Origin of the sequence: Lysinibacillus sp. CNPSo 3705, from assembly GCF_028674935.1 — a bacterium.
GTDB lineage: Bacteria > Bacillota > Bacilli > Bacillales_A > Planococcaceae > Lysinibacillus.
The window spans coordinates 20,222-42,288 of the sequence record NZ_JAQZSD010000038.1 but is presented as its reverse complement, the minus strand read 5'-3'; the positions used below and the strand labels follow the sequence as shown (position 1 = coordinate 42,288).

The window sequence follows — 22,067 nt, the reverse complement described above, 5'->3', positions numbered from 1 at the left end:
CGATGCTTCTCCAAACAACGCAATGTATCACACAATTATTTTAGTCACGCTTTCCTTTATAATAAAAGAATTAATGTGCAGGTGGTGCCCCCGATGATTTTAAATCAAGAAACCCTTAATTTAAGTCCATATTGAACAAGAAGTGCCTTATTTTTATCTGAAAAAGGTTCGCTTTTATGAAAACGTAAGTTTTTCAGTGCCCTCCATTATTGTCGGTGCTTTTTAACAAACTTATTTGCAATCTATTTTCCATGTTTGATACATTAAAAATTAATGTTAAATTACGTATAAGGTTGACTTGGTTTACTTATTTAAATTTAGCGAAGATTAATAGGAAAGGTGGGAAAACTATTATGGTTTATCGAGCAAAAACAGATATTTTTTTCACAATCATTATGTTTTTATTGGTTTGGATATTTGGCGCTATATCACTTCTTCCGTTCATCACATCTTTATTAACTGTTTTTATTATGTCAACTGCCTTTATTGTTTCAATAGTTTTTATTTTTTGGTACGTAAATTCGATTAAGTTTGTTTTCTGTGAAAATTATCTTTTAGTCAAAGGTGGGCCATTCAAAAGTAAGATTCCATATCAAAGTATAACAAGGGTTTCTTCTACGACTGATAAATATACTGGTTATCTAATTTCATCATCTGATAAGGGTCTGGAAATATTTTATAAAACGACAGTTAAAGGTCGTATAAAAATTTTACCAGAAGATAAAATGAAGTTTATTTTAGAGTTGAAAAAACGATGTCCTAATGCACAGATTTCGCAGAATCAACAATTCGAGTAATTAGATAAATTTGTTTTATCAATAAAGGGATGGAGTAGAAATTTCAATCTGGTCTAAATGATTGAAAGAGAGGGTCAGTTACTTCGCCCTCTCTTTTATTTAACAATTGTTTTAAGAATTTGACAATTCTCTTAGTCGTTTTAAATTTTGTTGATAAATCTCAGGTGAACGCCAATCCTTATAGATATTAGGGATTTCAATATCCTCATTTTGCTTGCTCTTTTCTGCAATAGTAGTTAATTCAGCTATATAGTTGATTATTTTTGAGATATCTTCTTTTACCCCTGTTGGACCGTGTCCCGGTACTGCCACGTCAATTTCTAGTTTTTCAACTGTTTTTAAAATATTACTCCATTTCAAAGGGTCGGTCTCTTCAAAAAACGTTGGATGACAGTTCACAAATAATAAATCACCCATAAATATTACTTTCTCATCAGGAATATAAAGCATTGCATCACAATATGAATGGCCTCCTCCTAACGTGAAAAGCTTTGCAAAACGTTGTGTTCCTTGAAAGGTAATTTCATTTTTAAAAGTTTGATTCGGTAAAACTAATTCCAAAGTGGGTAAAGAATCTTTTAATTCATTTAGAGAATTTATTTGGTATTGTATATGGGGATCGTTAGTTTGAATTTGTTGCTCTTTTAAGGATAGAATATAGCTTTTTAAACCTTGAATATCATTTTTCTGTTTACTGAATCTTGAGGGATGCACATCTCTTATTTTTGAGTATGTAATTTGACTTGAAATAATAATTGAATCTATAAATGTTTGGTTGCCTCGAATATGGTCGCCATGCCAATGACTGTTAATAACCCATGTAACAGGTCGGTTTGTTATTTTTTCAGCAACGAACTTTAAGTCTTCAGATGCTTGTTGAGTGTTAAATGTATCAAAAACGATAATTTTATCGCCAAGATCCACAAAACCTGCATTTCCTACAGCCCCTCCACCATCTTTAGCTATTGCTGCATATATCCCTTTACCAATTTGGTCTAGTTGAAAGTGTTTACTATAAAACGCATCGCTCAATGAACTCACCTCGTATCTATTTTTTTTGCCCATATTTTCTATATTCGATAATGATTAAAACATTCCCTTTAAGATTTAAAAGTTGCTACATCTATATACGAATTTGTCTTGCTCTATAATACATTGCAATATGGTAAAATATGATAAATATTTTTTAGTTGAAGTAGTCTTTGCTTATGTATCAGGGAAGGGAGGGTAGCTGCTCTAGTAATGTTAATAGAATATGCATAACTACTACAATAAGCGTATTAAGAATGAACACGAATGTAGTTATGTGCAACATCCAGGTACATAGAATGATAGAGTTAACTTTTAGATGAATACGCAAAAGCAAGTCATCACATTCCCAACTAAAGATGGTGTGTTCAATATGAGAGTGGGCGCAATCATTCTACGAGATGGTAATGTGCTAATGGTAAAAAATAATCGTGATCCTTACTACTACTCCGTTGGGGGAAGAGTGAAGTTGCAGGAGACTTTGGAAGAAGCTGTTATCCCCGAATGCTTTAAAGAAACCAAATTGCATTTTGAAGTTTAGTGTTTATACATGAAAATTTTTTCCCAGTTCAAAGTCGTCCATTTGGAGAAATGCAATTTCATGAAATATCATTCTTTTATTTAATGAAATCAAATGAAGTCGAAGTCAAGTGTGAAAGCTATACTAGTGATGGTATTGAAGAAAGGTTAGAGTGGTTACCTATTTCGAATCTTCAGGATGCCTTTCTATTCCCGGAGTTCTTTAAATCAGAACTCTCTTGCTTGCCTGATGAAATCAAACATTTCGTAACCGTTGAAGAAAAAAGAACATAAAAGAAAACAGAGAGGATTACTCCTCTCCAGTTAAGTCTGCTTTAATTTTGGGAATTCTTTTTCTCTAAGTAATCCAGAATTCCCATTGCCGAAACAATGGTGTCAAAAGGGATTGTTTGATAAACTGGATGATTTTCTAAGATACCATTTTCCTGTAAGTAGTTATACAAAAGGGCCTTTAAGCGAGTATCTAAAAATTGTACTTGTTCTTTAAAATCGCTAGATACTTTTAATGCCTTTTCTCCTTCAGCTAAAAATAGCGGTGTCCAGTAGCGTACTTGTCTATAAGCTTCAGCTGGATTTTTATAAGCACCGAAATGACCGAAATACAATTCTGAAGCATTTAATTTTTCATAAAGCTGGATAGACTGCTCCATTGTATCTGGATCATACTGATTCGGTGAAGTGGAGGGAATAATTAAATCAATGGCTTCGTTCTCCATTTCCGGATAACGTACACCAGTTGTATCTCCTACAAACAAGCCATTCGTAGCAGAATAATGCATGGATACATGATGTCTTGCATGACCTTCTGTATGATAAAACGTTAACTGATGTTGACCTAAAGATAGTACTTCCTCATGTCCAATTTCTATAATGCGTTCAACATCGATAGGAACAATTGGATCAAATAGACGATCGAATTCAGCTCCATAAACACTCTGCGCACTTGCAATTAGACGACTAGGATCAACCATATGAGATACACCTCGTGGATGTACAACGAATGTTGCATTTGGACAGCTTTGTAAAAACAAGCCTGCACCTCCTGCGTGGTCTAAATGAATATGCGTAACAATTACATATTGAATATCTTCTAGAGAAATATGTAATTCATCTAGACCTTCTACTATATAAGGCATAGACGGACTGGCGGAAGTCTCGATTAATGCAATTTTTTCATCGATAAGCAAATAAGAGCTTGTACGCTGTTCCCGATGTAAATCGTGTGTATCAATACAATAAAAATTTGGTGCAAGTTGTTGGACTCTCCTCATTAAATGATCCCCCTTTATTTTCTAATAGTGTTAAAAATTCTCTAAAATGCGTTTTTTATCTACAAAAAGTAGTTGTTGTACTTTATAATAATAGAAAAACGCAATGAATGTCCATTCATTTTTAAGGGGGAACTATTATGGAGCAAAATATTCGCTACGATACAAGAAAAGTCCATCGTGTTAATTTAGCCATTATTGCAATTTTGGCTGTTTTAATTTGTGGACCGTTGATACTCTCAAAGGGCATTATGTTCTTATTTGTCGGACTAGCCGTTATGGCATTGGCAGTTTGTAATTACTTTTTACCAATTAACACGTATGTTAAAGGCTTTATTTTTGGAATGATTCCTTCAAGTACTGTTTTTGCTTTATTTTTAGTTGATAGTTTTTCATTAAATAAACATTATATTTTACTTTGTTCGGTGGCCATTATCGCCCTTTATTTTAAAAAGGAATTACTTGTATTTTTCGGTGTGCTGACAAATATCAGCTTTCTGATTCTTTATATGGCTAATTCGAAATCATTATTAGGGCCATTTGATGATATAACTGTATTTATAACGCTATTTGCGATAATGAATGGCGTCATTATTGCATTATATTTAATCGCTAAATGGGGCAATGAACTAATTGAACATGCTGCTATTCAACAAAATGAAGTGAAGGTGTCATTACATGAGCTTGAAAATACGTTTCAGGAAATTGAAAAAAGTAGTCAAGCTTTGGATGAACACGTTACGCAATTCCAACAAACAATGCAGCGAATATCTGAATCAAGTAAACAAATTCTTACAGCTACTGAGGATATTTCCGCAAGTATTCAGCAGGAGTCATCTAGCTTGCAAATGATTCATGGCACGATGAAGGAATCTGTGCATTTTGTCAACGAAACATTCTCAATTTCAAAGGATACTATTTCTAAATCTACTGATTTGCAGCAAGAGATACTAGTAGGATGGGAGAAAATGCAAGATGCGATGGTGCAAATGGGCGTTATGAATCAAGCGATGAGTTCTACAGCTGAAACTGTGAATGAGTTACAGACAAGCTTGAAAACGGTAGATAGCTTACTAAAGGGCATACAGCATATTGCAGAGCAGACGAATCTCCTTGCTCTTAATGCTGCAATTGAAGCGGCAAGAGCGGGGGAGCATGGTAAAGGATTCGCCATCGTTGCTGATGAAGTACGGAAATTAGCGGAAGAAAGTGCTGCTATTACGGTAAGTATTACGAATGTAACGAGAACTTTGTTCGAAAAATCAACAGAAGCTCATCAACGCTCTGATGACGGTGAAAAAGCGTTACAACAAGGGGAAATGCTGTTACAAGATGTGAGCAACTTCTTTAATATTTTAAAAGATTCATTTTCAAAGTCTAACTTCGATTTAACAAGGGGAATGAATGAACTAAGCAGCGCTATTTCGCAGTTTGAAACAATCCAATTACAGATTGAAAAGCTTAATGATATGACCGAACAAAATGCGACTTCCACAGGAGAGATTGTACACTCGGTGGAGGACGAACATAATATGCTAGAGATGATGACGAACACAACTAGTCGTATTCAGGAATTAAGTGATACTTTAAAGTCGCTTGTGATGAAAAAGGAAAGGGAATCTTTTTAAAAAACGAGAAGCCTTTAAACAGAATAGCGCAAGAAATCAACGTTTCTAAATTGATTTCTCGTGCTTTGCTTTAATAATTGCCGTAGTCATCATTACAACAATACTTTTTTACCAATGAAAAAAATGAACTTAAATAAATATCTGATTATAAAAAAACGGGTCGGTCCGTATTGTTGATGTTTCTAACAAATTTAGAGGTGCAGGTTGTTAAACCCTTTGATTGCAGACAAATGAAAGTGTTCACTTAAAATACCATCCATCTAATCGACATTTGACTTTTAAAATTGACGAAGAGAATCTTGAGCGTAAAAGGGCGGTTGTCTTCAATTGACATTAAAGTTTGAACTTAAGTAGTTCTATTACGTAAAGAGCCTTACACGATGGACGGTAAGGCTCCTTTCTTTTCCTTGAAAGAATAATTCACTATTTCATTGTTACATTTTTCATTTCATGATTATATTTAAAAACGATGGCAAAAATAATGGCCAAAACAAGTGTATAACCGCCAAAGAACAACCAAATATTTTGCCAATTTCTTACGCCCTCAACTGTGAAATAATCAACTACTTTGCCACTAATGACAGCTCCTAAATAGGCGCCAATACCATTTACCATCGTACTAAATAATCCTTGAGCACTGCCTCGAATTCGATGATCGACTTCTTTTTCAACAAAAATCGCTCCCGAAATATTAAAGAAATCAAAGGCACAACCGTAAACGATCATTGATAACAGCAATAGTAAAAATCCTCCGCCAACTGGGCTTCCATACCCAAAGAAAACAAAACGTAATGTCCATCCAATCATACTGATGAGTATTACTTTTTTAATGCCATACTTACTTAAAAAAAACGGAATGGTGAGAATGAAGAATACCTCTGAAATTTGTGACACTGATAATAAAATAGCTGGATATTTAACAGCAAAGCTATTTTTATAATCAGGGTTCAATGCGAAGTCGTGTAAAAATGGATCACCGAATGTATTCGTAATTTGAAGCGCAACGCCTAGGAGCATAGAAAAAATTAAAAACAAAGCCATTTTTTTATCTTTAAAAAGAACAAAAGCATCAAGTCCCAAAAGGCTTATCCATGACTTGTCCTTTATTTCATTGGAAGTTGGGCATGCCGGAAGAGAAATTGTGTAAAGTGCAAGTACTAACGAAGAGCCACTAGCAATAAATAATTGAATATTACTTAATTCAATTTTGGCAAGACTAATAATCCACATCGCAAGAATAAACCCAATTGTCCCATAAACACGAATAGGGGGGAAGTCCTTTACAATATCAAATCCTTTGTTTTCCAAACTAAAATAAGAAATCGTATTGGATAATGCAAGTGTTGGCATATACACGATTGAGTTAAAGAGCATTACCCAGAACATCATCGTAGGATCTGAAATTTGAGCGGCAGAAAATAGGGTAATCGCACCTAGGAAATGCAATATTCCATATAACACATTGGCTTTTACCCACCGATCTGCAATAATCCCTATAAGACTTGGCATAATAATAGCTGCAAGACCGTTAGAACTATACACGACACCAACTTGTGCACCAGTAAAATGCAACGTATTGATCATATAAGAACCAAATGTAACAAGCCAAGATCCCCAAATAAAAAATTGAAGAAAAATCATTATTTTCAGACGTAATTTTATATTCATTTTTTCCTCCTTTAGAAAGTGATGGAGTTTTAATTACTTTGTGATGTTCTGCGGTAATGTCACTATTGAGTACGCATTTGTAGAAGTAGGAGAAGTTACCGTTTTAGACTTTAGAACATATCTACAGCATTTGCTCCTAATGACAGATTCATACGAATTTTATTGGAGTTTCTTCTGTTGATTCTTAGATAAGAATTAACAGAATTGTAAATCGTGGCAATGTATACGCTTATTACGAAGATGCCAACGTGAAAAAATGCAAGGAGAATTTTCCCTTTATTGAATCAATGCAACATCTGTATAACTGTACTAGCTCTTCAATTTTTAATGTGCAATCAAGTGTTAAATAATATAATTATTGAGTGATGTAAAAACTTGAAGTTTAGGAGTAGGTATAATGTTTATTATGGCAATATTGGTCACTTTAATTTTCGGTAGTTTTTCTTACATGTTGTTAAAGTTTCCAGAGGACTTTTTAAAAATGAGTTCCTTTTCAGATAAATTTACTGAGAAACCATTTTTAAAAAAGTTCGTAAAGTTTATGGGCTGGTGGTTTTTATTACTAGTGGTAGGCGTGTGGATTATAGCAATCATCTCTTTATTTGAATAAAATTATGATGGCTGATAATGAGGATTGTCATTTTAACCTATAGTTGGGGGAAACAAAGGGATAACGTTTCTATACATATTGTTTTCATTAAAGTGATACCCGTTTAAATATAGTGATAATTTTCTTCGCTTTCCATACTTCTATATACGCAGTGCGATTTATATACAAAATCGCACTGCATTTTTTGTTTCATCATTTTAATAATGATGTGATTAATAACAAAATCTAATTACTTTACTAGTGCAGAACTTGAAGCGTTGTTTAAATGTAAAAAGAAAAGGACCACGCGACGCGAAATTTATTTTTTGGGAAGAGTTTGGCCTTGCAAAATCAATTCATTACCGCCGAAAAAGATGGCTTGTCAATTACACTGAAATATTGACAGTCCCTTAACTAACCTACAATTTAATTGATAGTTGAAAATTAATAAATTTGTAAGGAATGAGTAAGAAAAAAGAGAAAATCGATTCGTACAATTTTAAGTAGAAACTGGGAAAATTAAATGACTCATAGTGACAATTCTTTAGCATACGAAGCCGAGAGAAATGCCTCGGTATGAGGGCCGAGGTGGCTTAAACAACGCCTGCGCAAAGCGTTCTCTCAATGTGTGATGTGCAGGGAAGTAATGTTTTGGTGGAGAGCTATATGTAAATTTAGAATCTGAAAAAGGGGGAACTTTATATGCAATTAACCAATATTTTTCCTATAATTTCATTAGGTACACCATTTTTTATAATTCTATCAATAGTATCAATTGTGATTGGACTATGCCTGATTTTTTTTGGTTTTGTAAAGCAAAAAAATCATAAAAAGAGTACGCTAGCGACATGTTCTATTGTTTTAGGATTTTTAATTATTATTACACATACATTTCAAATCATTGTGAGAACAATTTAATGCTATAACAAAAAATAAAACAGCAAGCTAGTACAAAAATTGTGACTGCTTCAGCAATATCAAAAAGCCTGAATTCTCAGTATTAAAATTGAGAAATCAGGCCTTTTTAATCGGGGAAGCGGTCGACTTTAGTAGATCCAAAATGAGTAAATAGCTTATACTTCTTGAACATTAGCACTCATTACTATAGAGTCCAGTTCACATGACGGATCTTTATGTAAAAAATTAATGATCGATTCGTTTACCTTTTTAGCATCCTCAATAAATAAGCAGTGACTTGTATTTGGTAACATCATGGTTTTTATATGGGGAATGCTAGCTTTTGCTTGTGTGAGAGCGCGTCTTGGATTGTAGATGACCTCTTTTTCGCCCATCAATAATAAGGTTGGAATTTGGATGGTCTCCAATTTCTCTTTTGGAATCACTTTAGGGATGACTGGCTTTACCTTCCATTTGTAATGCATGATCCCGTAAATGAATTGATCAAAGACTTCGTTATCGATGGTATTTCCTTTTGCGATGAACCAATTACAAAAAAAGCGCTGGATGAAACCTTTACGTCTAATGGCGTTTATAAAAGCAAGACGAAGGAAAAACTGTTTATAAAACGGGACAAATGATGCAGCAGGGGCTAAGAGGACCATCTTGTTTATCCTAATTTGTATGGATGTCGCTATATTCAATGTAATATACCCACCTGCAGAATGACCGATAAAATCTGTTTTTTCAATACCAAGATGATCCAGAATTTCAGCCATCCATTTCCCCATGTCCTCAGGATCGCTTATGGAACGAAGAGGTTCACTTTTGTTCATATCTCCGATTGCGTCAACTGCATAGACGCGTCGAATCTTGCTCAACGATTCAATGTTCGCATACCAAATGGTTGATCCCATTCCTGCACCATGCAGCATGATAACTGGTGGAAGTTTCGTTTCTCCACTTGCTATAATATGCGTACTTCCGTATGTTGTCGGTATATTCAATATTTCATATGAAACATTCCAACGTTTTAAATTATTGCTATAGGCTTGCTGAAAAAGTTCTTCGCCTTCTAGTGTTTTGAATGCCATCTTATCCTCTCCGTCATATAGTATGGGAATCTCTGTTGTAGAATATGGGTATAGACAGTAGAGAATTTTGAGCATCTTCCTGAATCCTTGAAAACTTCTACTATTTAACACCTTAAAGAGAAAGTAATAAAGTAAGCCCCTATAGAAAGTTCCTTTTAATTCCCCTTTATATTTACATTTTAGGGAATAGAACTAAAAATGTATATAAAAATAAATAGAAATGGATAGCCTATTTCATAAGCTTTATTGCTAGTTAGTGATGTCAAGTAGGTTCCGCTAGTGGTTTGTCGATGCAAGTGGTACAGGAGTCAGAGAAATTGAGGTGCTTCATATACCCATTAACGGGAATAGTATGAGAGCTATTGGCAATGCACATGAAGTAACTTAGAGTGAGAATCAATATATTATTCGAAAAGATACTATTGAATATTCCTAGATAGGAATATTCCTTGTGAGTTATATTGTGATTAACAGGGTTATAAAACCTGTGCTGATGTAGATGATAATTTACCGGCGACCATCATTTTACGAGGTGAGTGACATGTCAGGGAAAGTTCCAGGAGTAAACTTAACGACGTTGAGTGCTTTGTTTGAACCAAATCGCATGAATATCGTCGAACTCCTGCGCCAGGGTCCTCTAACCGTGGGTGAGATTGCCAACCAATTAGGATTGAGGCAACCCCAAACTTCAAAGCATCTTAAAGTACTTAGCGACAACGGTATTGTTGAAGTGCATGCTGAAGTTAACCGTCGAATCTATAAGCTCCGGCCCGAGCCATTCCAAGCGCTGGATTCTTGGATACAGTCCTTCCAGAGTGTGATGCAAGAAAGATTCGATAATTTAGATGAATATTTGAAGGAATTGCAGAAAAAAGAAAAATCATAAAACCATTTCATCACCAAGGAGGAATTATCATGTCTAACAATTCAATGGTATCAAGAGTAAAAAACGATCGCGTACTTATACTAGAGCGCGTTTTTGATGCACCACGTGACTTACTATTCAATATGTTTAAAGAGCCAGAACATCTGAAACATTGGTGGGGTCCAAGAGGATGGGAAATTCCAATCTGCACAGTTGATTTCCGTCCGGGAGGCATTTGGCACTACTGTATGAAGTGCGTCGATGAAAACCTAGGTGACTTTTTTGGTATGGAAGCGTGGGGAAAAGGAGTTTATAAGGAGATTATCGAGCCTGAGAAGATTAGCTATACCGATTACTTTTCGGATGCTGAAGGTAATTCGAATGACTCCATGCCGTCGACCGAGATTACATTGGAATTCGTCGATTTGGGAGGAAAGACTAAGCTGATAAATCGTGCAGAATATGTGTCTGCAGAGGCCCTTAAGACCGTTATGGATATGGGTATGCTACAAGGTATCACTGAAACTTGGGACCGTTTGAATGAGCATGTACAGTTGTTATAGTAATGGTTCTTCACCAAAAGTTGTGGATGACTTTTGCTAAAACGTCTACTATGTAAATAGTTGATAGGAATAGAGACTGGGCGGGGATCAGCAATAGAGGAACGAATGCTAAAAGCATCACATCCTGTGATAACACCTTCGTGACCAACATCGTGTTGGCCCGAGACCCTACAGCGCAGCGGATGTTGTCTGTGCGAAAGCGAAACATCAGCTACAAGGCGGTGCCCAGGCGGAACGGAAATCAACCACACGTTTTGGTGATAATCAAAGTAAGTAAAGTAAGACATTTTAAGGGAGTATAAAAATCAATGATTAAAAGTCGGTCAACTCATGTTGTATGTTAATAACCAGGATGAAGCAAAAGAGTTTTGGACAGAAAAAGTAGGGTTTTAGTATCATTTCAGAGGAAGATAACGGTCAAGGAATGAAATGGGTTGCAATTGCTCCAACCAAAGAAGCAGAGACAACAATTATTCTCCACAATAAGGGATTAATTGCTAAAATGTAACCTGAATTGAATCTTGGTACACCTTAATTGATGTTCTTCTCTGAAGATTTCGATAAATTATATAATGACCTATTAAACAAAAACGTTATTGTCGGAGAAATTGTAAAAATGCCTTCAGGTAGGGTATTTAATTTTGCAGATAATGACAACAATTACTATGCAGTAATGGCTGCAAAATAATTTTTTAATCAATTTGTGAGTGCGGTGCTTGAATAAAAGCATCGCATTTTACTATTGTTCAGGGAAGAGATGTTGAAAGGAGAAGTGAAATGATAATTAGTAGTTTATTATTTGCGAAAGAAAAGCACGAAGGGCAAACAAGAATTGGTGGAAAACCTTATATCAGTCACCCTATTGAAGTTGCAAGTATTTTAGAGAAAAAGGGCTTTTTAGATACTAAACATATCATAACAGCCCTTTTTCACGATTTATTAGAAGATACAGAGGCTAGCGAACAAGAGATTTTCTTTTATGGAGGAAAAGATGTTCTAACTGCTGTGAAAATCTTAACTAAAAGTAAGGGCTACAAAATGGAAGTATATATCCAAGATATTAGAAATAATCCCATTGCCAAAATGGTGAAATTAGCAGATCGACTTCACAACTTGTTAAGTGCTTTGGTTGCGAATGAAAAGTTCCGAAAACGTTATGTGAAAGAGACGGAAGAGTTTTATCTCGATTTGGCTAAGGGTACACCTTTTGAAGAAGATATTCTAAAGGCTTTAAGTGCATTAAAGGATACTTTCCAATATTGAATCTTTGAGGGAAGAAACTACAAAAGGATCACCATGCTGGAGGCTACCCTTAATCGAAAATATTAATACTCTCTATTCATGAAAGAAGAGACGAAAATATTTAGAAGTCTAATAGAATAACAATTAAGGCAAATGATGAACCATTACCATATACGTTACGATAGTAAACGTAAAATAAATTTAATTATATTATTGGATTATATTTATTTTCAGGCCATATAACCTAGTGATATGTCTATTTCAATATTTCTAATAAAAATATGATGAAATAGGGAGGAGGTGATTCTATGAAAATTAATAACTTTCAAAGTGGGTTGAACGGAGAAATGGGGGAAACTGGACTACAAATAATAGAGGGGAGAATAGGAGCAACAGGGGCAACTGGACTTCGGGGAGTAACGGGCACGACAGGAGCGACAGGTCCAACCGGTCTTCAAGGAATAAGGGGCACGACAGGAGCAACAGGTCCAACTGGTCTTCAAGGAATAACGGGCACGACAGGAGCAACAGGTCTAACAGGTCTTCAAGGAATAACGGGCACGACAGGAGCAACAGGTCTAACAGGTCTTCAAGGAATAACAGGGGTAACAGGAGCAACAGGTCCAACCGGTCTTCAAGGAATAACGGGCACGACAGGAGCAACAGGTCCAACCGGTCTTCAAGGAATAGCGGGTACGACAGGAGCAACAGGTCCAACCGGTCTTCAAGGAATAGCGGGTACGACAGGAGCAACAGGTCCAACTGGTCTTCAAGGAATAACGGGCACGACAGGAGCAACAGGTCCAACCGGTCTTCAAGGAATAACAGGGGTAACAGGAGCAACAGGTCCAACCGGTCTTCAAGGAATAACAGGGGTAACAGGAGCAACAGGTCTAACAGGTCTTCAAGGAATAACGGGCATGACAGGAGCAACAGGTCCAACTGGTCTTCAAGGAATAACGGGCACGACAGGAGCAACAGGTCCAACCGGTCTTCAAGGAATAACAGGGGTAACTGGTACTACTGGTCCAACAGGTTCGAATGGTCCGGGCCTAATGGAAGTGTACTTAAGTACAGATCAATCCGTTGTAAACAATGATTTTCTTGGGATTGGAAGTGCATCAGCTACTTTCATTAAAAATACATTTGTTGTTCCTCAAAATGCAGTTATAACAAGTTTAACCTTTAATATACGAGATCATAATTTAACTGCTGGTGATACTGCATCTGCACAAATATATTTAAGTACAAATTGTGGTTTTACTGCACCGGTACCTACTGGTATCATAGCAACCATTACAGGACCTAGTACATCTGCTTCGCCAAATTGTTGTACAACTACAACGTCAAATTTCTCAGTAAATAGTTGTACTCTTTTGTCTGTAGAAATAACAACTTCTGGTGGATCTTTTGCAAACGGTGTATCAGCAACTATTCGATATCATTCCCCTTAATGAAAATATTACTAACTGAAACCTTTTGGGGAAACAAATTTAGAAAAGAGTTTTGAAAAAGCCGCAATAACGTGGCTTTTTTACATATTATTGTTTTTATCATTGTATAATGTAATTTTACTTATTTGCTTACGCTCCTACTATTTAATATTCCTGTCCAGAAATTGAGTGAAGCATAAAAATTGCCGTTCGAAATCCAACGTATTTAAAGGATATAAAAAAACAAATAAGGAAAACTGCTTTAAAGTTTGGAATTAAGACTCTTTTGCCATTAAACGCCGTTACTCACAGTGCAATATTTGCTACTGGTCTTACTACAGGATGGAAATATTATGAGAAGTATAAGAAGATGGATTATTATAATTTTGCAAGTCTTGTATTTAGAAAATAGGGTACATCTTGGTTCTAATTAAAAGGAGATAGCAATTGATTGTAAAATTAATAATAAGTGTAATAAATTTATTAACAATGAATTTCGTAGGATTTTATATTTACTGAAATAGCAAAGGCTGTTTAATTCCCCTGATGAAAGCGTGTTACTACAATCTGTGCCATTGTTTTTGTTTTCTTGTAGTTAACGGATGGTGATTTATGTTATTGAAGTCTTATAGCAGTATAATTCCAATTATGTATAGAAAACTTCGCTTTTAAGTAGACAACCAAGTTCAATCATCTCCGGAATAGATGTTCTATATCCGCTCGATCATTTGAGCCAGACGGAAAGCAATAGTGAGTTAAAACAGGTGCATTTACTGGTTCTGAAGCAGCCAAATAAGCGATCTGATAAAATAAAAACAGCTTTCTTCCACCTTTTTAAAACAGAAGTACTGCTAATCTCATATTTCGTCAACACCTCCATCTGTGAATAATTCAGTCTTCCATAGCCTCTAATTTTAACTCTTTTTTATAAAATTTACATGAAGTATCTTCTGGTTATCCTTCACGTCCACCTGCTTCGTATTTCATTTTCCACCTCTGTAAAGTTTGATAATCTAATGAAAACCTTTTACACAATTCATTGATAGAATAGTAACTTTCTTCGAGTAATGAAGGATAAGTCCTAGATAAACAGATTTTATTTTTTAATCTGGAGCATATCCAATTCAGCAGAGCTTGTCTTTTTGATTTTCTTAATCATAATCAACACCATAAGTCTTAAGCCCGATATGGTATCAGTCTATCATTGTATTTACGAGTAAATAAAACTTTGATATTCTATTTATGGAAAATATTTCTTGTCAAAGGAGTGATCAACGTGTTTAAGTGAACAAAAAATTTTATTTGTGTGGGAATAAATTATTGTTTTAGGAAGTGTGTATCTAGAAATCAAGGAGGCAATTCATTTATGAAAAATAAATTATCTGCGGTGTTAGCTGCTACGTTAGCGTTAACGATGAGCTTACCAACAGGTGCGATGGCGTTTTCTAGCAGTCAGACTACGGTTGTCGCTAGCCAAGAATTTGCTAGTCAAGAACTGAAAAAGATTGCGACAGAGAAAGCTACCCTACTTATGAAGTCCTATGAGACGACTAGTGTGCAGTATGCGCTAATTGATAATGGCAAACTTGTTTTATCGGGTCAGACAGGCAAGAACGATATGAATGGGAAACAGCCGCTGACCAAAGATACTTTATATGGGATTGGTTCAGTCAGTAAAATGTATGCAGCTGCGGCTGTAATGAAATTGGTAGACGAGGGAAAAGTGGATTTGGATGTTCCTGTCGTCCACTATGTTCCTGATTTCAAGATGAAAGACGAGCGTTACAAAAGCATTACACCACGTATGCTGTTGAACCACTCCTCAGGCTTACAAGGTAGTTCGTTTAATAATACATTTTTATTTAAAGATAATGATACCTATGCCCATGATAACTTGTTGCGGCAATTGTCAAACCAGCAATTGAAGGCGGATCCTGGCGCGTTCTCGGTATACTGCAACGACGGCTTTACACTAGCCGAGATTATGGTGGAAAGAGTTAGCGGTATGAGCTTTACCGAATTTATACATCATCGGTTTACAAAACCCTTAAAGCTAAATCATACGAAAACGCCGCAGGACAACTGGGAAAACGTTAAGCAGGCAGGACTTTATTTTCCAACGTACCAAGGGCAGCTACCTACTGAATCGGTGAATGTGATTGGTACGGGAGGGATCTCTTCCACAGCAGAAGATATGGTGCGATTCGCACAAATATTTATGGGACAGGGAAAAGGAATCCTCTCTGATAAGGCAGTCAAGGCGATGGAGCAAGAGGAATATAAAAAAGGAATGTGGCCAGGAGATGGAGATAATATTGTGAACTACGGTCTTGGCTGGGATAGTGTGAAACTATATCCATTCAATGAATATGGGATAAAGGGCTTGGCTAAAGGCGGCGACACAGGACTGCAACATGCTTCACTGGTCGTACTTCCTGAACAGAAGATGGCAGTGGCTGTATTGTCGTCCGGCGGTAGCAGCACTACCAATCAACTGATGGCGACTGAATTATTGCTCACAGCGCTTAAAGAGAAGGGCACAATTAAAGAAATTAAGCCGAACAAATCTTTTGGTAAGCCGGTCAAGGCTAAGATGCCTCAAGACGTAGCAAAGAAAGCGGGTTTTTACGGCAATAGTTTCAGTCATTCAAAAATAGAAATTGCGAAGAATGGAGAACTGATCTTACTATCTAAACCAGAAGAAAAATATGTATATACTGCGGATGGAAGCTTTATCAATGAGTCAGGTACCTCCAAGCTCAACTTCGTCACTGAGAAAAATAGACGAACATATTTGAAGGAGAGCACATTTATAGCGATGCCAGGTTTAGGGCAAGAGGTGGTTACTCACTATTTAGCCGAGAAACTAGAAGACAACGTATTATCGAAGGAAACTACTGCCGCATGGGCAAAGCGGGAAGGCGTTAAGTACTATCTTGTAAACGAGAAATATAGTTCTGCTCAATATCTCGTACCAATGATGCTGACAACACAAATTAACCGTAATGAAGGTCTAGAGGGCTATTGGGACGGCAGAAAAATTACAGGCCCAAATACGGCTGCGCATCAACTCCAGATTCCTGTGATGGCAGGACGTGATACGACGGAGTCTCGTTTCTATACAGAAGACGGTAATGAATATATGGAGATGTCCGGATTGTTATATGTAAGTGGAACTAACGTAAAACCGCTTGATGCAAGCCAATCATCCAAAGTTACACTACAAGCAAATGGGCATGCGAGATGGTTTACAATCCCGCAAGCTATAGCAGGGAAAACGATGACCGTAGCATTGCCATCGCAGAGTTCGTTCGCGGTGTATGATGAAAAGGGAGTATGTATTAATTTTACCGTTGTGAGCGGCAATAACAAAGTAAAACTGCCGAAAAATGGAACGGTTGTATTTGCTGGCGCGCCGAAATCAGAATTTGCAATTACGTTGAATTAATTAATTTTAGTGATGTACAACAACTAAAGCCTTCCGCAGATATTAGTAAATTTCGCATCTTAACAGGCACATACGCTATAAAACAAGCAGCTGAAAATGTCTTAGATATATTAAAGAATCGTTTCGGTTGGGTAGCGTAATCGAACAAGATAATGCTAATTGGCGTGTTAAAACAGGAACGTTTACTGGCATGGCTGCAGCACAAGGTGGAGCTAGTGAAATTAAAGCAGCTAAGTTGGCTCAAGTAACAAATATAGTAGCTGAATAGTTTAATGTCCAGGTACTCAATTAATTTTGAGCCTGGGCTTTTTATTTAACAACGTCAACGGGCCCATTGAGAGGGTCCCAATCAATAGTTTTTGGTTACACCTCCAATAGAAGGTAATGGTAGCGAAATATTCCAACTAACAAAAGACAAAAACATGGAAGGCATCGTAGTCATACGATGTGATTCAATGTATAGAATAAATTATCGTGGTAATTATCAAGACCTAATTTTAAAAAAGATAAAAAAGTTATTTCTTTTTTTACTAAAGCCCCCGTTAATTTAAGTGCGATTCATCACAAATTCTTAGATATTCCCAATGAAAAGTGGATCACACCATATTTATTAATTTTCTCATATTGTTTTTAAGCTTCTTTGTTTTTGTAACACTCTTCAATGAAAAAATAGAATAGGTTAACTAAAAACCAAATCTATGTTAACCTATAACTATACCATTATTTGGAGGTGTTTTTTTGTCTGTAAAGAATAAAACATTACTTAGCTCGGTTTTTGGTTTGGTATTATTTACTTTAGGAGGATATAGAATCTTTACTAACAACTTAGAAGCTATGTCAATTCTAGTAGCATATATTTTCTTTATTTGCGGATTGATAGGCTTTGGTTTTAATGTAGTAAAGTTGTCAAGAATTCCTCAATCTTAGCATTATCTAGTTGGTGGGGCACCATTTTAAAAAAACTACGAGTGCCCCAGAAAGTGCCCCAGTTAAATACCCTTAATTATCAATGGATACTAGTTAAGACAAAAGCTAAAATAGCAAAAAATAATCATAATAGTAATTTAAACGTGAATTTTATTGTAATAATGATTGCTATTTCTTCATTCTTAACATCTTTATTGAGTGTTTTTATCAGTTATAAAGGTAGTAAGAATTTTGATATCATATCAGAAATTGCACTTATGATATTTTTTTAGCGATGCTTTTTATGGCAGGTATTACTTTATGGGGTTTATCTAGAAATACCCGAAAGAAAGATAGGGAATTAATAGATAAATTATTTTATTTACGTGAGTTATTAAGTGAATACTTAAAAAAATAAAGTTTATCGGAACAACCGAGGACACAGAGTTTTAGAGACCAGGGCAGTCTCTAGCTTTGTGTCCTCTTCTATTTTAGGAGGTTAACATTATGGGCAAAGGGCAAACTCAATTAAACCGATACCAGCTAGATATGTCAAGAGGTATCATGACAATATGTGCAAGTACATGAGGATGAAAGATGAACTGGATTCATTATCAGCTGCTGCATCCACGGCAAAATATGGTATAGAGGCAACGATACCTAAAGCTGTTGGTTGTACAAGTGATCCTGTACAAGCACATGTTCAAATTAGAGCATTACGTGAAGTACGTATTAACAAAGTTAAAGATGAATTATTGTTGGTGCAAAATCTAATTAAAAAGGTAACGGGAGACACGGAGCAAGAGGTGCTATTTTGGTTGCTAGAGGGCATGTCATTCCGATGGATTTGAGTGAAACTGAATATGAGTCATACAAGTGTTCAGAGAGTGAGAGAGCGTATTTTAGATATTCTGATAAATAAATGAAAGGGTGATCTATCACCCTTTCATTTATTTAGGAAAAGATCGAAAAGCAATTAATAATCATTATTAAATTAATTAATTATTGTTATTCAGATTCCATAAGTAATGCCTCTACTTCGGACTGGGAAAGAATTTTTGATGATGTAACATGTTGATCATTATAAGATCTATTCTTTCTATTTTTTAATAAAGTAATAAAACCTATCAATCCCAAAGTTGTAATAAATAAATAGGTTGCTGGGTGAATGATAACAAAATAGCTATCTTTTAGTTTAGAATCCGTTTTATCAAACACAATAATACCTCCAAAATATTAATTTATTAAAGAGCAATTATAAAAAAACATCCTATATGGATGTTTTTTTATTTTACTATGTTTTACTGAGAGAAGGTACCATCGGGGTTACTTATTGCTCGATTAGATACAGTTGTTGATTTCCCCCCATCATATACTACTGCAGAAATTTCCATCCTTGCATGATTTCCGAAATGAGGTACACTTTTCAAACTTGTAACTTTAGTTATTCCATAAGGAACCTTTAATTCTGAAAAATATTGATTGAATTGAAGTACAGATCCTGTAGCACCTGGTAGGATTGAGTATCCTTTGAAATAACCAGCAATTTGATCAATAGTCGTAAGAGGGATTGAATTATTTACGTGAGCTCTAGCTTCGAAACTAGATGTTGTCCGTGTATAATTACTAAAACCAACTGAACCAACAGCCAAAAATCTTGGACTTATTATCGCACTATTATTAAAATTATCTTCTTCTATGTAACCAATATCCTCTAAATTTAATTCAGATAAAATTTCTTTTACATCTACTTTTGCATTTGGATTTTCGATTCTTTTTTCCATTACTTTATCGGCAATTTGACGGAATTCTGCATCTGTTGCAGGACGTACATTTTTTTCAGATTGGTAAAATGCACTATCAGAAAGCAATGCATCAACTTCATCTTTAGAAAGTTCATTAGTGTCTAAAATTGCTGCTGAGGATAAACTAGGTATTGCTAAAACAACTAAAAAAATTAAACTGATTAAACACATAAATAACTTTTTTGTTTGTGACATAGAAAGTCTCTCCTTTGGTAATTATTGTGAACAATTACTAAATTAACATATATAAATATATTTGTAAATGCAGTTTTATTTTTCTTTCATAAAACATATATGTTATATATTACCTAAAATATTCGGAATGATTGATTTTAGTTATATAAATATAATAGTGACAAATGTTCCCAAGCTGTTCTTTTATCATTCGACATAGTAAACTTTGAGGTAGGACGGAGCGGCTTTAAATCCCCGGAGCCTTTAAGACTTCGTCCTAAAAATAATATTGAAAGGCTTAATTTGCTACAAGCCTACAATTCGAGCCATCTACTTCGGTAGGTGGTTTTTCTGTTTTGAAAACTGTATCAAACAGCCAAAACGCTTTGAGTCGAGAGGGTAGAGTTTGGTGTGGTTTTGAGAGTGAAAGAAAATTGTTCCAATTCATTACCTTACGGATTATTATTTAGTGAGAGGTGAAAATATTACATGTTTAAAAATTGGAGTAATAGAGATTGGTATTGGTTGCTAGGAATATTGATTGGTATAATAATACTGTTAATATCATCTATATTCGCTAAAAGCAAAAATATAGAAGTGAACTTTGGAATTATATCTAGTGCAGTCTCAATACGCTAGCATTGGTAGCTATATTTTTTGCATGGAAACAAGATAGTGATAATCAAACTGTTACAAGAGAAACAACAAATTTATTAACCACTATAAGGGCTAAAATTGAAGGAATGGACAGTAAAATTGATAAATTAGATCCCAGAGCTGTAACAGCACCAGTAGAAAATCAATTAAAAGAAGAAATTGAAAAAATTATAAATAATGTAGGAACTCAAGTAAATCCTGAAGTTATAAATGAAATTAACACAAAAATTAATGAAAAATTTAATTCGATTAATCAAGAACTAGATTTTTACTATGAACCAGAAAAACCAAAAAAGATGGAAAAATACTATTTGGAAGTAATAGTTCCTCCAGGTACTAAAGAAGAAATAATAGATTTTATAATAAATTTTAGGGATGAATTTAATGTTAGTGGTATTTATTATGATTTGATAGGAAATTCATTAACAGTTCATTTTCATAGTATGAGATCTATAAAAATTAAAGAGTTAAGCAGTTTTGTGAGTAAACAAGGCTATTCGTTTAATGCATATGGCCTTAGTAAAAATAAATAAGATATCCTTCGGGATGTTTTTTATTTCGCCCTGAAAAGTGTGTATTGAGTAGTTTCCTCTCATTGCCTCCTAGGGCAACGGTACTTACTTTTGAGAGTGAAACTTTCAAGGCTGTTGAGTTGAAATTTAAAGATTAGACAGTAGTAACGTAGAAAATTGTTCCAATAATATTCCTTTGGTCGTATTATTATCAATGGGTGATAAAAGTGAAAAAGGAAATTTTTGAATGGGCGATATTAATATGGACTAGTTTATTGGTGCTACTTATTACAGGATGGATAATGATAGAATTCTACGATTGGAAAGATTCCATAGTTGCAGCAATAATCGCTTTTGTTGGGGCAATTATTGGTGGTACAATCACATTAATTGGGGTGAATAAAACTCTAAAGGATAGCCAACAAAAAGAAAAACTAAACAATATTCCTGAAAGAATTTATGTCATTAAAAATGAATCAGCATATATGTTTAATATTACTTTAGAGATAGATACCAATTTTGAAGATAAAGAAGAAGTTAATAAATTTTTAGAAAAAATATATTTCCAAATGGAAGAGCGTTTACTAGAAAAAAATATATTAATTATTGGTAGTGACTTATATAAGGAATACAACAAAATACAAGATTTAATCAGAGGATTTATGGTGAAAATTAGACTTGGAAAGGTTGGGAATGATTTAGATTATCAAAAATTTGGGGTAGAATTAATATCGAAAATCTTAGAATTTACAAACATGTGTGGTGTTCGAAGACGAAGGTTAGAAGACCAATACTATAGATTATATAAATAACATGGTCAGTCACAAGGTGGATAAGCATGAAGTGATGTGTTTATGCAACCAGATTCCGCCACAAACCTTGGAACATACGAAAAGTAAATAAAGGAATATCACCTTTCTTGGCGTATAATGTCGTGAGGAGGAGATGCAGA

The 22,067-nt window shown here is 35.0% G+C and carries 21 protein-coding genes and 1 pseudogene; 15 read left to right on the top strand and 7 right to left on the bottom strand.

Features of this window, described 5'->3' with window-relative positions; all coding sequences use genetic code 11:
* Nucleotides 1–353: 353 nt before the first annotated feature.
* Complete coding sequence (locus PVA17_RS16160; protein ID WP_274068276.1) at nt 354–797, top strand: PH domain-containing protein; 444 nt, start codon at nt 354–356, stop codon at nt 795–797.
* 111 nt (nt 798–908) lie between these two features.
* On the opposite strand, the gene PVA17_RS16155 is transcribed toward PVA17_RS16160, so the two are convergent.
* Nucleotides 909–1,862, bottom strand: coding sequence for an MBL fold metallo-hydrolase (locus PVA17_RS16155; RefSeq protein WP_274068275.1), 954 nt, complete (start codon nt 1,860–1,862; stop codon nt 909–911).
* 283 nt (nt 1,863–2,145) lie between these two features.
* Here PVA17_RS16155 and PVA17_RS16150 point away from each other — a divergent pair, with 283 nt between their 5' ends.
* Entirely contained in the window at nt 2,146–2,367 is a 222-nt protein-coding gene (locus PVA17_RS16150; protein ID WP_274068274.1) for an NUDIX domain-containing protein, read from the top strand.
* A 313-nt stretch (nt 2,368–2,680) separates the two neighbouring features.
* On the opposite strand, the gene PVA17_RS16145 is transcribed toward PVA17_RS16150, so the two are convergent.
* Nucleotides 2,681–3,637: an MBL fold metallo-hydrolase gene (locus PVA17_RS16145; RefSeq protein WP_132360796.1), complete on the bottom strand. Its 957-nt coding sequence runs from the start codon at nt 3,635–3,637 to the stop codon at nt 2,681–2,683.
* Nucleotides 3,638–3,774: 137 nt separating this feature from the next.
* Here PVA17_RS16145 and PVA17_RS16140 point away from each other — a divergent pair, with 137 nt between their 5' ends.
* Nucleotides 3,775–5,262: a methyl-accepting chemotaxis protein gene (locus tag PVA17_RS16140; RefSeq protein ID WP_274068273.1), complete on the top strand. Its 1,488-nt coding sequence runs from the start codon at nt 3,775–3,777 to the stop codon at nt 5,260–5,262.
* Nucleotides 5,263–5,685: 423 nt separating this feature from the next.
* On the opposite strand, the gene PVA17_RS16135 is transcribed toward PVA17_RS16140, so the two are convergent.
* Nucleotides 5,686–6,930 carry a nucleoside permease gene (locus PVA17_RS16135; protein ID WP_132360792.1) on the bottom strand — a complete coding sequence of 415 codons (1,245 nt, stop codon included), beginning with the start codon at nt 6,928–6,930 and terminating at the stop codon, nt 5,686–5,688.
* Nucleotides 6,931–7,327: 397 nt separating this feature from the next.
* Between PVA17_RS16135 and PVA17_RS16130 the strand changes: the two genes are divergently transcribed.
* Nucleotides 7,328–7,540: a hypothetical protein gene (locus tag PVA17_RS16130; RefSeq protein WP_248716074.1), complete on the top strand. Its 213-nt coding sequence runs from the start codon at nt 7,328–7,330 to the stop codon at nt 7,538–7,540.
* A 681-nt stretch (nt 7,541–8,221) separates the two neighbouring features.
* Nucleotides 8,222–8,437: a hypothetical protein gene (locus tag PVA17_RS16125; protein ID WP_274068272.1), complete on the top strand. Its 216-nt coding sequence runs from the start codon at nt 8,222–8,224 to the stop codon at nt 8,435–8,437.
* A 155-nt stretch (nt 8,438–8,592) separates the two neighbouring features.
* Here the strand turns inward: PVA17_RS16125 and PVA17_RS16120 are convergent, their stop codons facing one another.
* Nucleotides 8,593–9,510 carry an alpha/beta fold hydrolase gene (locus PVA17_RS16120; protein ID WP_274068271.1) on the bottom strand — a complete coding sequence of 306 codons (918 nt, stop codon included), beginning with the start codon at nt 9,508–9,510 and terminating at the stop codon, nt 8,593–8,595.
* A 541-nt stretch (nt 9,511–10,051) separates the two neighbouring features.
* Here PVA17_RS16120 and PVA17_RS16115 point away from each other — a divergent pair.
* The 5 genes and pseudogenes from PVA17_RS16115 (at nt 10,052) to PVA17_RS16095 (ending at nt 13,634) form a co-directional block, all read left to right on the top strand.
* Nucleotides 10,052–10,396, top strand: coding sequence for an ArsR/SmtB family transcription factor (locus PVA17_RS16115; RefSeq protein ID WP_132360788.1), 345 nt, complete (start codon nt 10,052–10,054; stop codon nt 10,394–10,396).
* A 29-nt stretch (nt 10,397–10,425) separates the two neighbouring features.
* Nucleotides 10,426–10,938: an SRPBCC family protein gene (locus PVA17_RS16110; protein ID WP_132360786.1), complete on the top strand. Its 513-nt coding sequence runs from the start codon at nt 10,426–10,428 to the stop codon at nt 10,936–10,938.
* A gap of 330 nt (nt 10,939–11,268) precedes the next feature.
* Nucleotides 11,269–11,626, top strand: a pseudogene (locus tag PVA17_RS16105) (VOC family protein).
* 89 nt (nt 11,627–11,715) lie between these two features.
* Nucleotides 11,716–12,201, top strand: coding sequence for an HD domain-containing protein (locus tag PVA17_RS16100; protein WP_274068270.1), 486 nt, complete (start codon nt 11,716–11,718; stop codon nt 12,199–12,201).
* 287 nt (nt 12,202–12,488) lie between these two features.
* Nucleotides 12,489–13,634: a collagen-like protein gene (locus tag PVA17_RS16095; protein WP_274068269.1), complete on the top strand. Its 1,146-nt coding sequence runs from the start codon at nt 12,489–12,491 to the stop codon at nt 13,632–13,634.
* 933 nt (nt 13,635–14,567) lie between these two features.
* Here the strand turns inward: PVA17_RS16095 and PVA17_RS25380 are convergent.
* On the bottom strand, nt 14,568–14,648 hold the full coding sequence (locus tag PVA17_RS25380) for a helix-turn-helix domain-containing protein (protein WP_483308030.1): 81 nt from the start codon (nt 14,646–14,648) through the stop codon (nt 14,568–14,570).
* Nucleotides 14,649–14,979: 331 nt separating this feature from the next.
* Here PVA17_RS25380 and PVA17_RS16090 point away from each other — a divergent pair, with 331 nt between their 5' ends.
* From PVA17_RS16090 to PVA17_RS16080, 3 genes are all read left to right on the top strand, one after another.
* Nucleotides 14,980–17,061, top strand: coding sequence for a serine hydrolase domain-containing protein (locus tag PVA17_RS16090; RefSeq protein WP_274068268.1), 2,082 nt, complete (start codon nt 14,980–14,982; stop codon nt 17,059–17,061).
* Nucleotides 17,062–17,188: 127 nt separating this feature from the next.
* Entirely contained in the window at nt 17,189–17,329 is a 141-nt protein-coding gene (locus PVA17_RS16085) for a hypothetical protein (protein ID WP_274068267.1), read from the top strand.
* Between the two features lie 1,228 nt (nt 17,330–18,557).
* Nucleotides 18,558–18,818, top strand: coding sequence for a hypothetical protein (locus PVA17_RS16080; protein ID WP_274068266.1), 261 nt, complete (start codon nt 18,558–18,560; stop codon nt 18,816–18,818).
* 157 nt (nt 18,819–18,975) lie between these two features.
* On the opposite strand, the gene PVA17_RS16075 is transcribed toward PVA17_RS16080, so the two are convergent.
* Together PVA17_RS16075 and PVA17_RS16070 are read right to left on the bottom strand one after the other, a co-directional pair.
* A complete protein-coding gene (locus tag PVA17_RS16075) occupies nt 18,976–19,185 on the bottom strand; it encodes a hypothetical protein (protein WP_274068265.1) in 210 nt (69 codons plus the stop codon).
* A gap of 83 nt (nt 19,186–19,268) precedes the next feature.
* On the bottom strand, nt 19,269–19,967 hold the full coding sequence (locus PVA17_RS16070) for a hypothetical protein (protein ID WP_274068264.1): 699 nt from the start codon (nt 19,965–19,967) through the stop codon (nt 19,269–19,271).
* Between the two features lie 620 nt (nt 19,968–20,587).
* Here PVA17_RS16070 and PVA17_RS16065 point away from each other — a divergent pair.
* Together PVA17_RS16065 and PVA17_RS16060 are read left to right on the top strand one after the other, a co-directional pair.
* Nucleotides 20,588–21,136, top strand: a complete 549-nt coding sequence (locus tag PVA17_RS16065) for a hypothetical protein (protein WP_274068263.1) — start codon at nt 20,588–20,590, stop codon at nt 21,134–21,136.
* Between the two features lie 206 nt (nt 21,137–21,342).
* Nucleotides 21,343–21,927: a hypothetical protein gene (locus PVA17_RS16060; RefSeq protein WP_274068262.1), complete on the top strand. Its 585-nt coding sequence runs from the start codon at nt 21,343–21,345 to the stop codon at nt 21,925–21,927.
* Nucleotides 21,928–22,067: the final 140 nt, after the last annotated feature.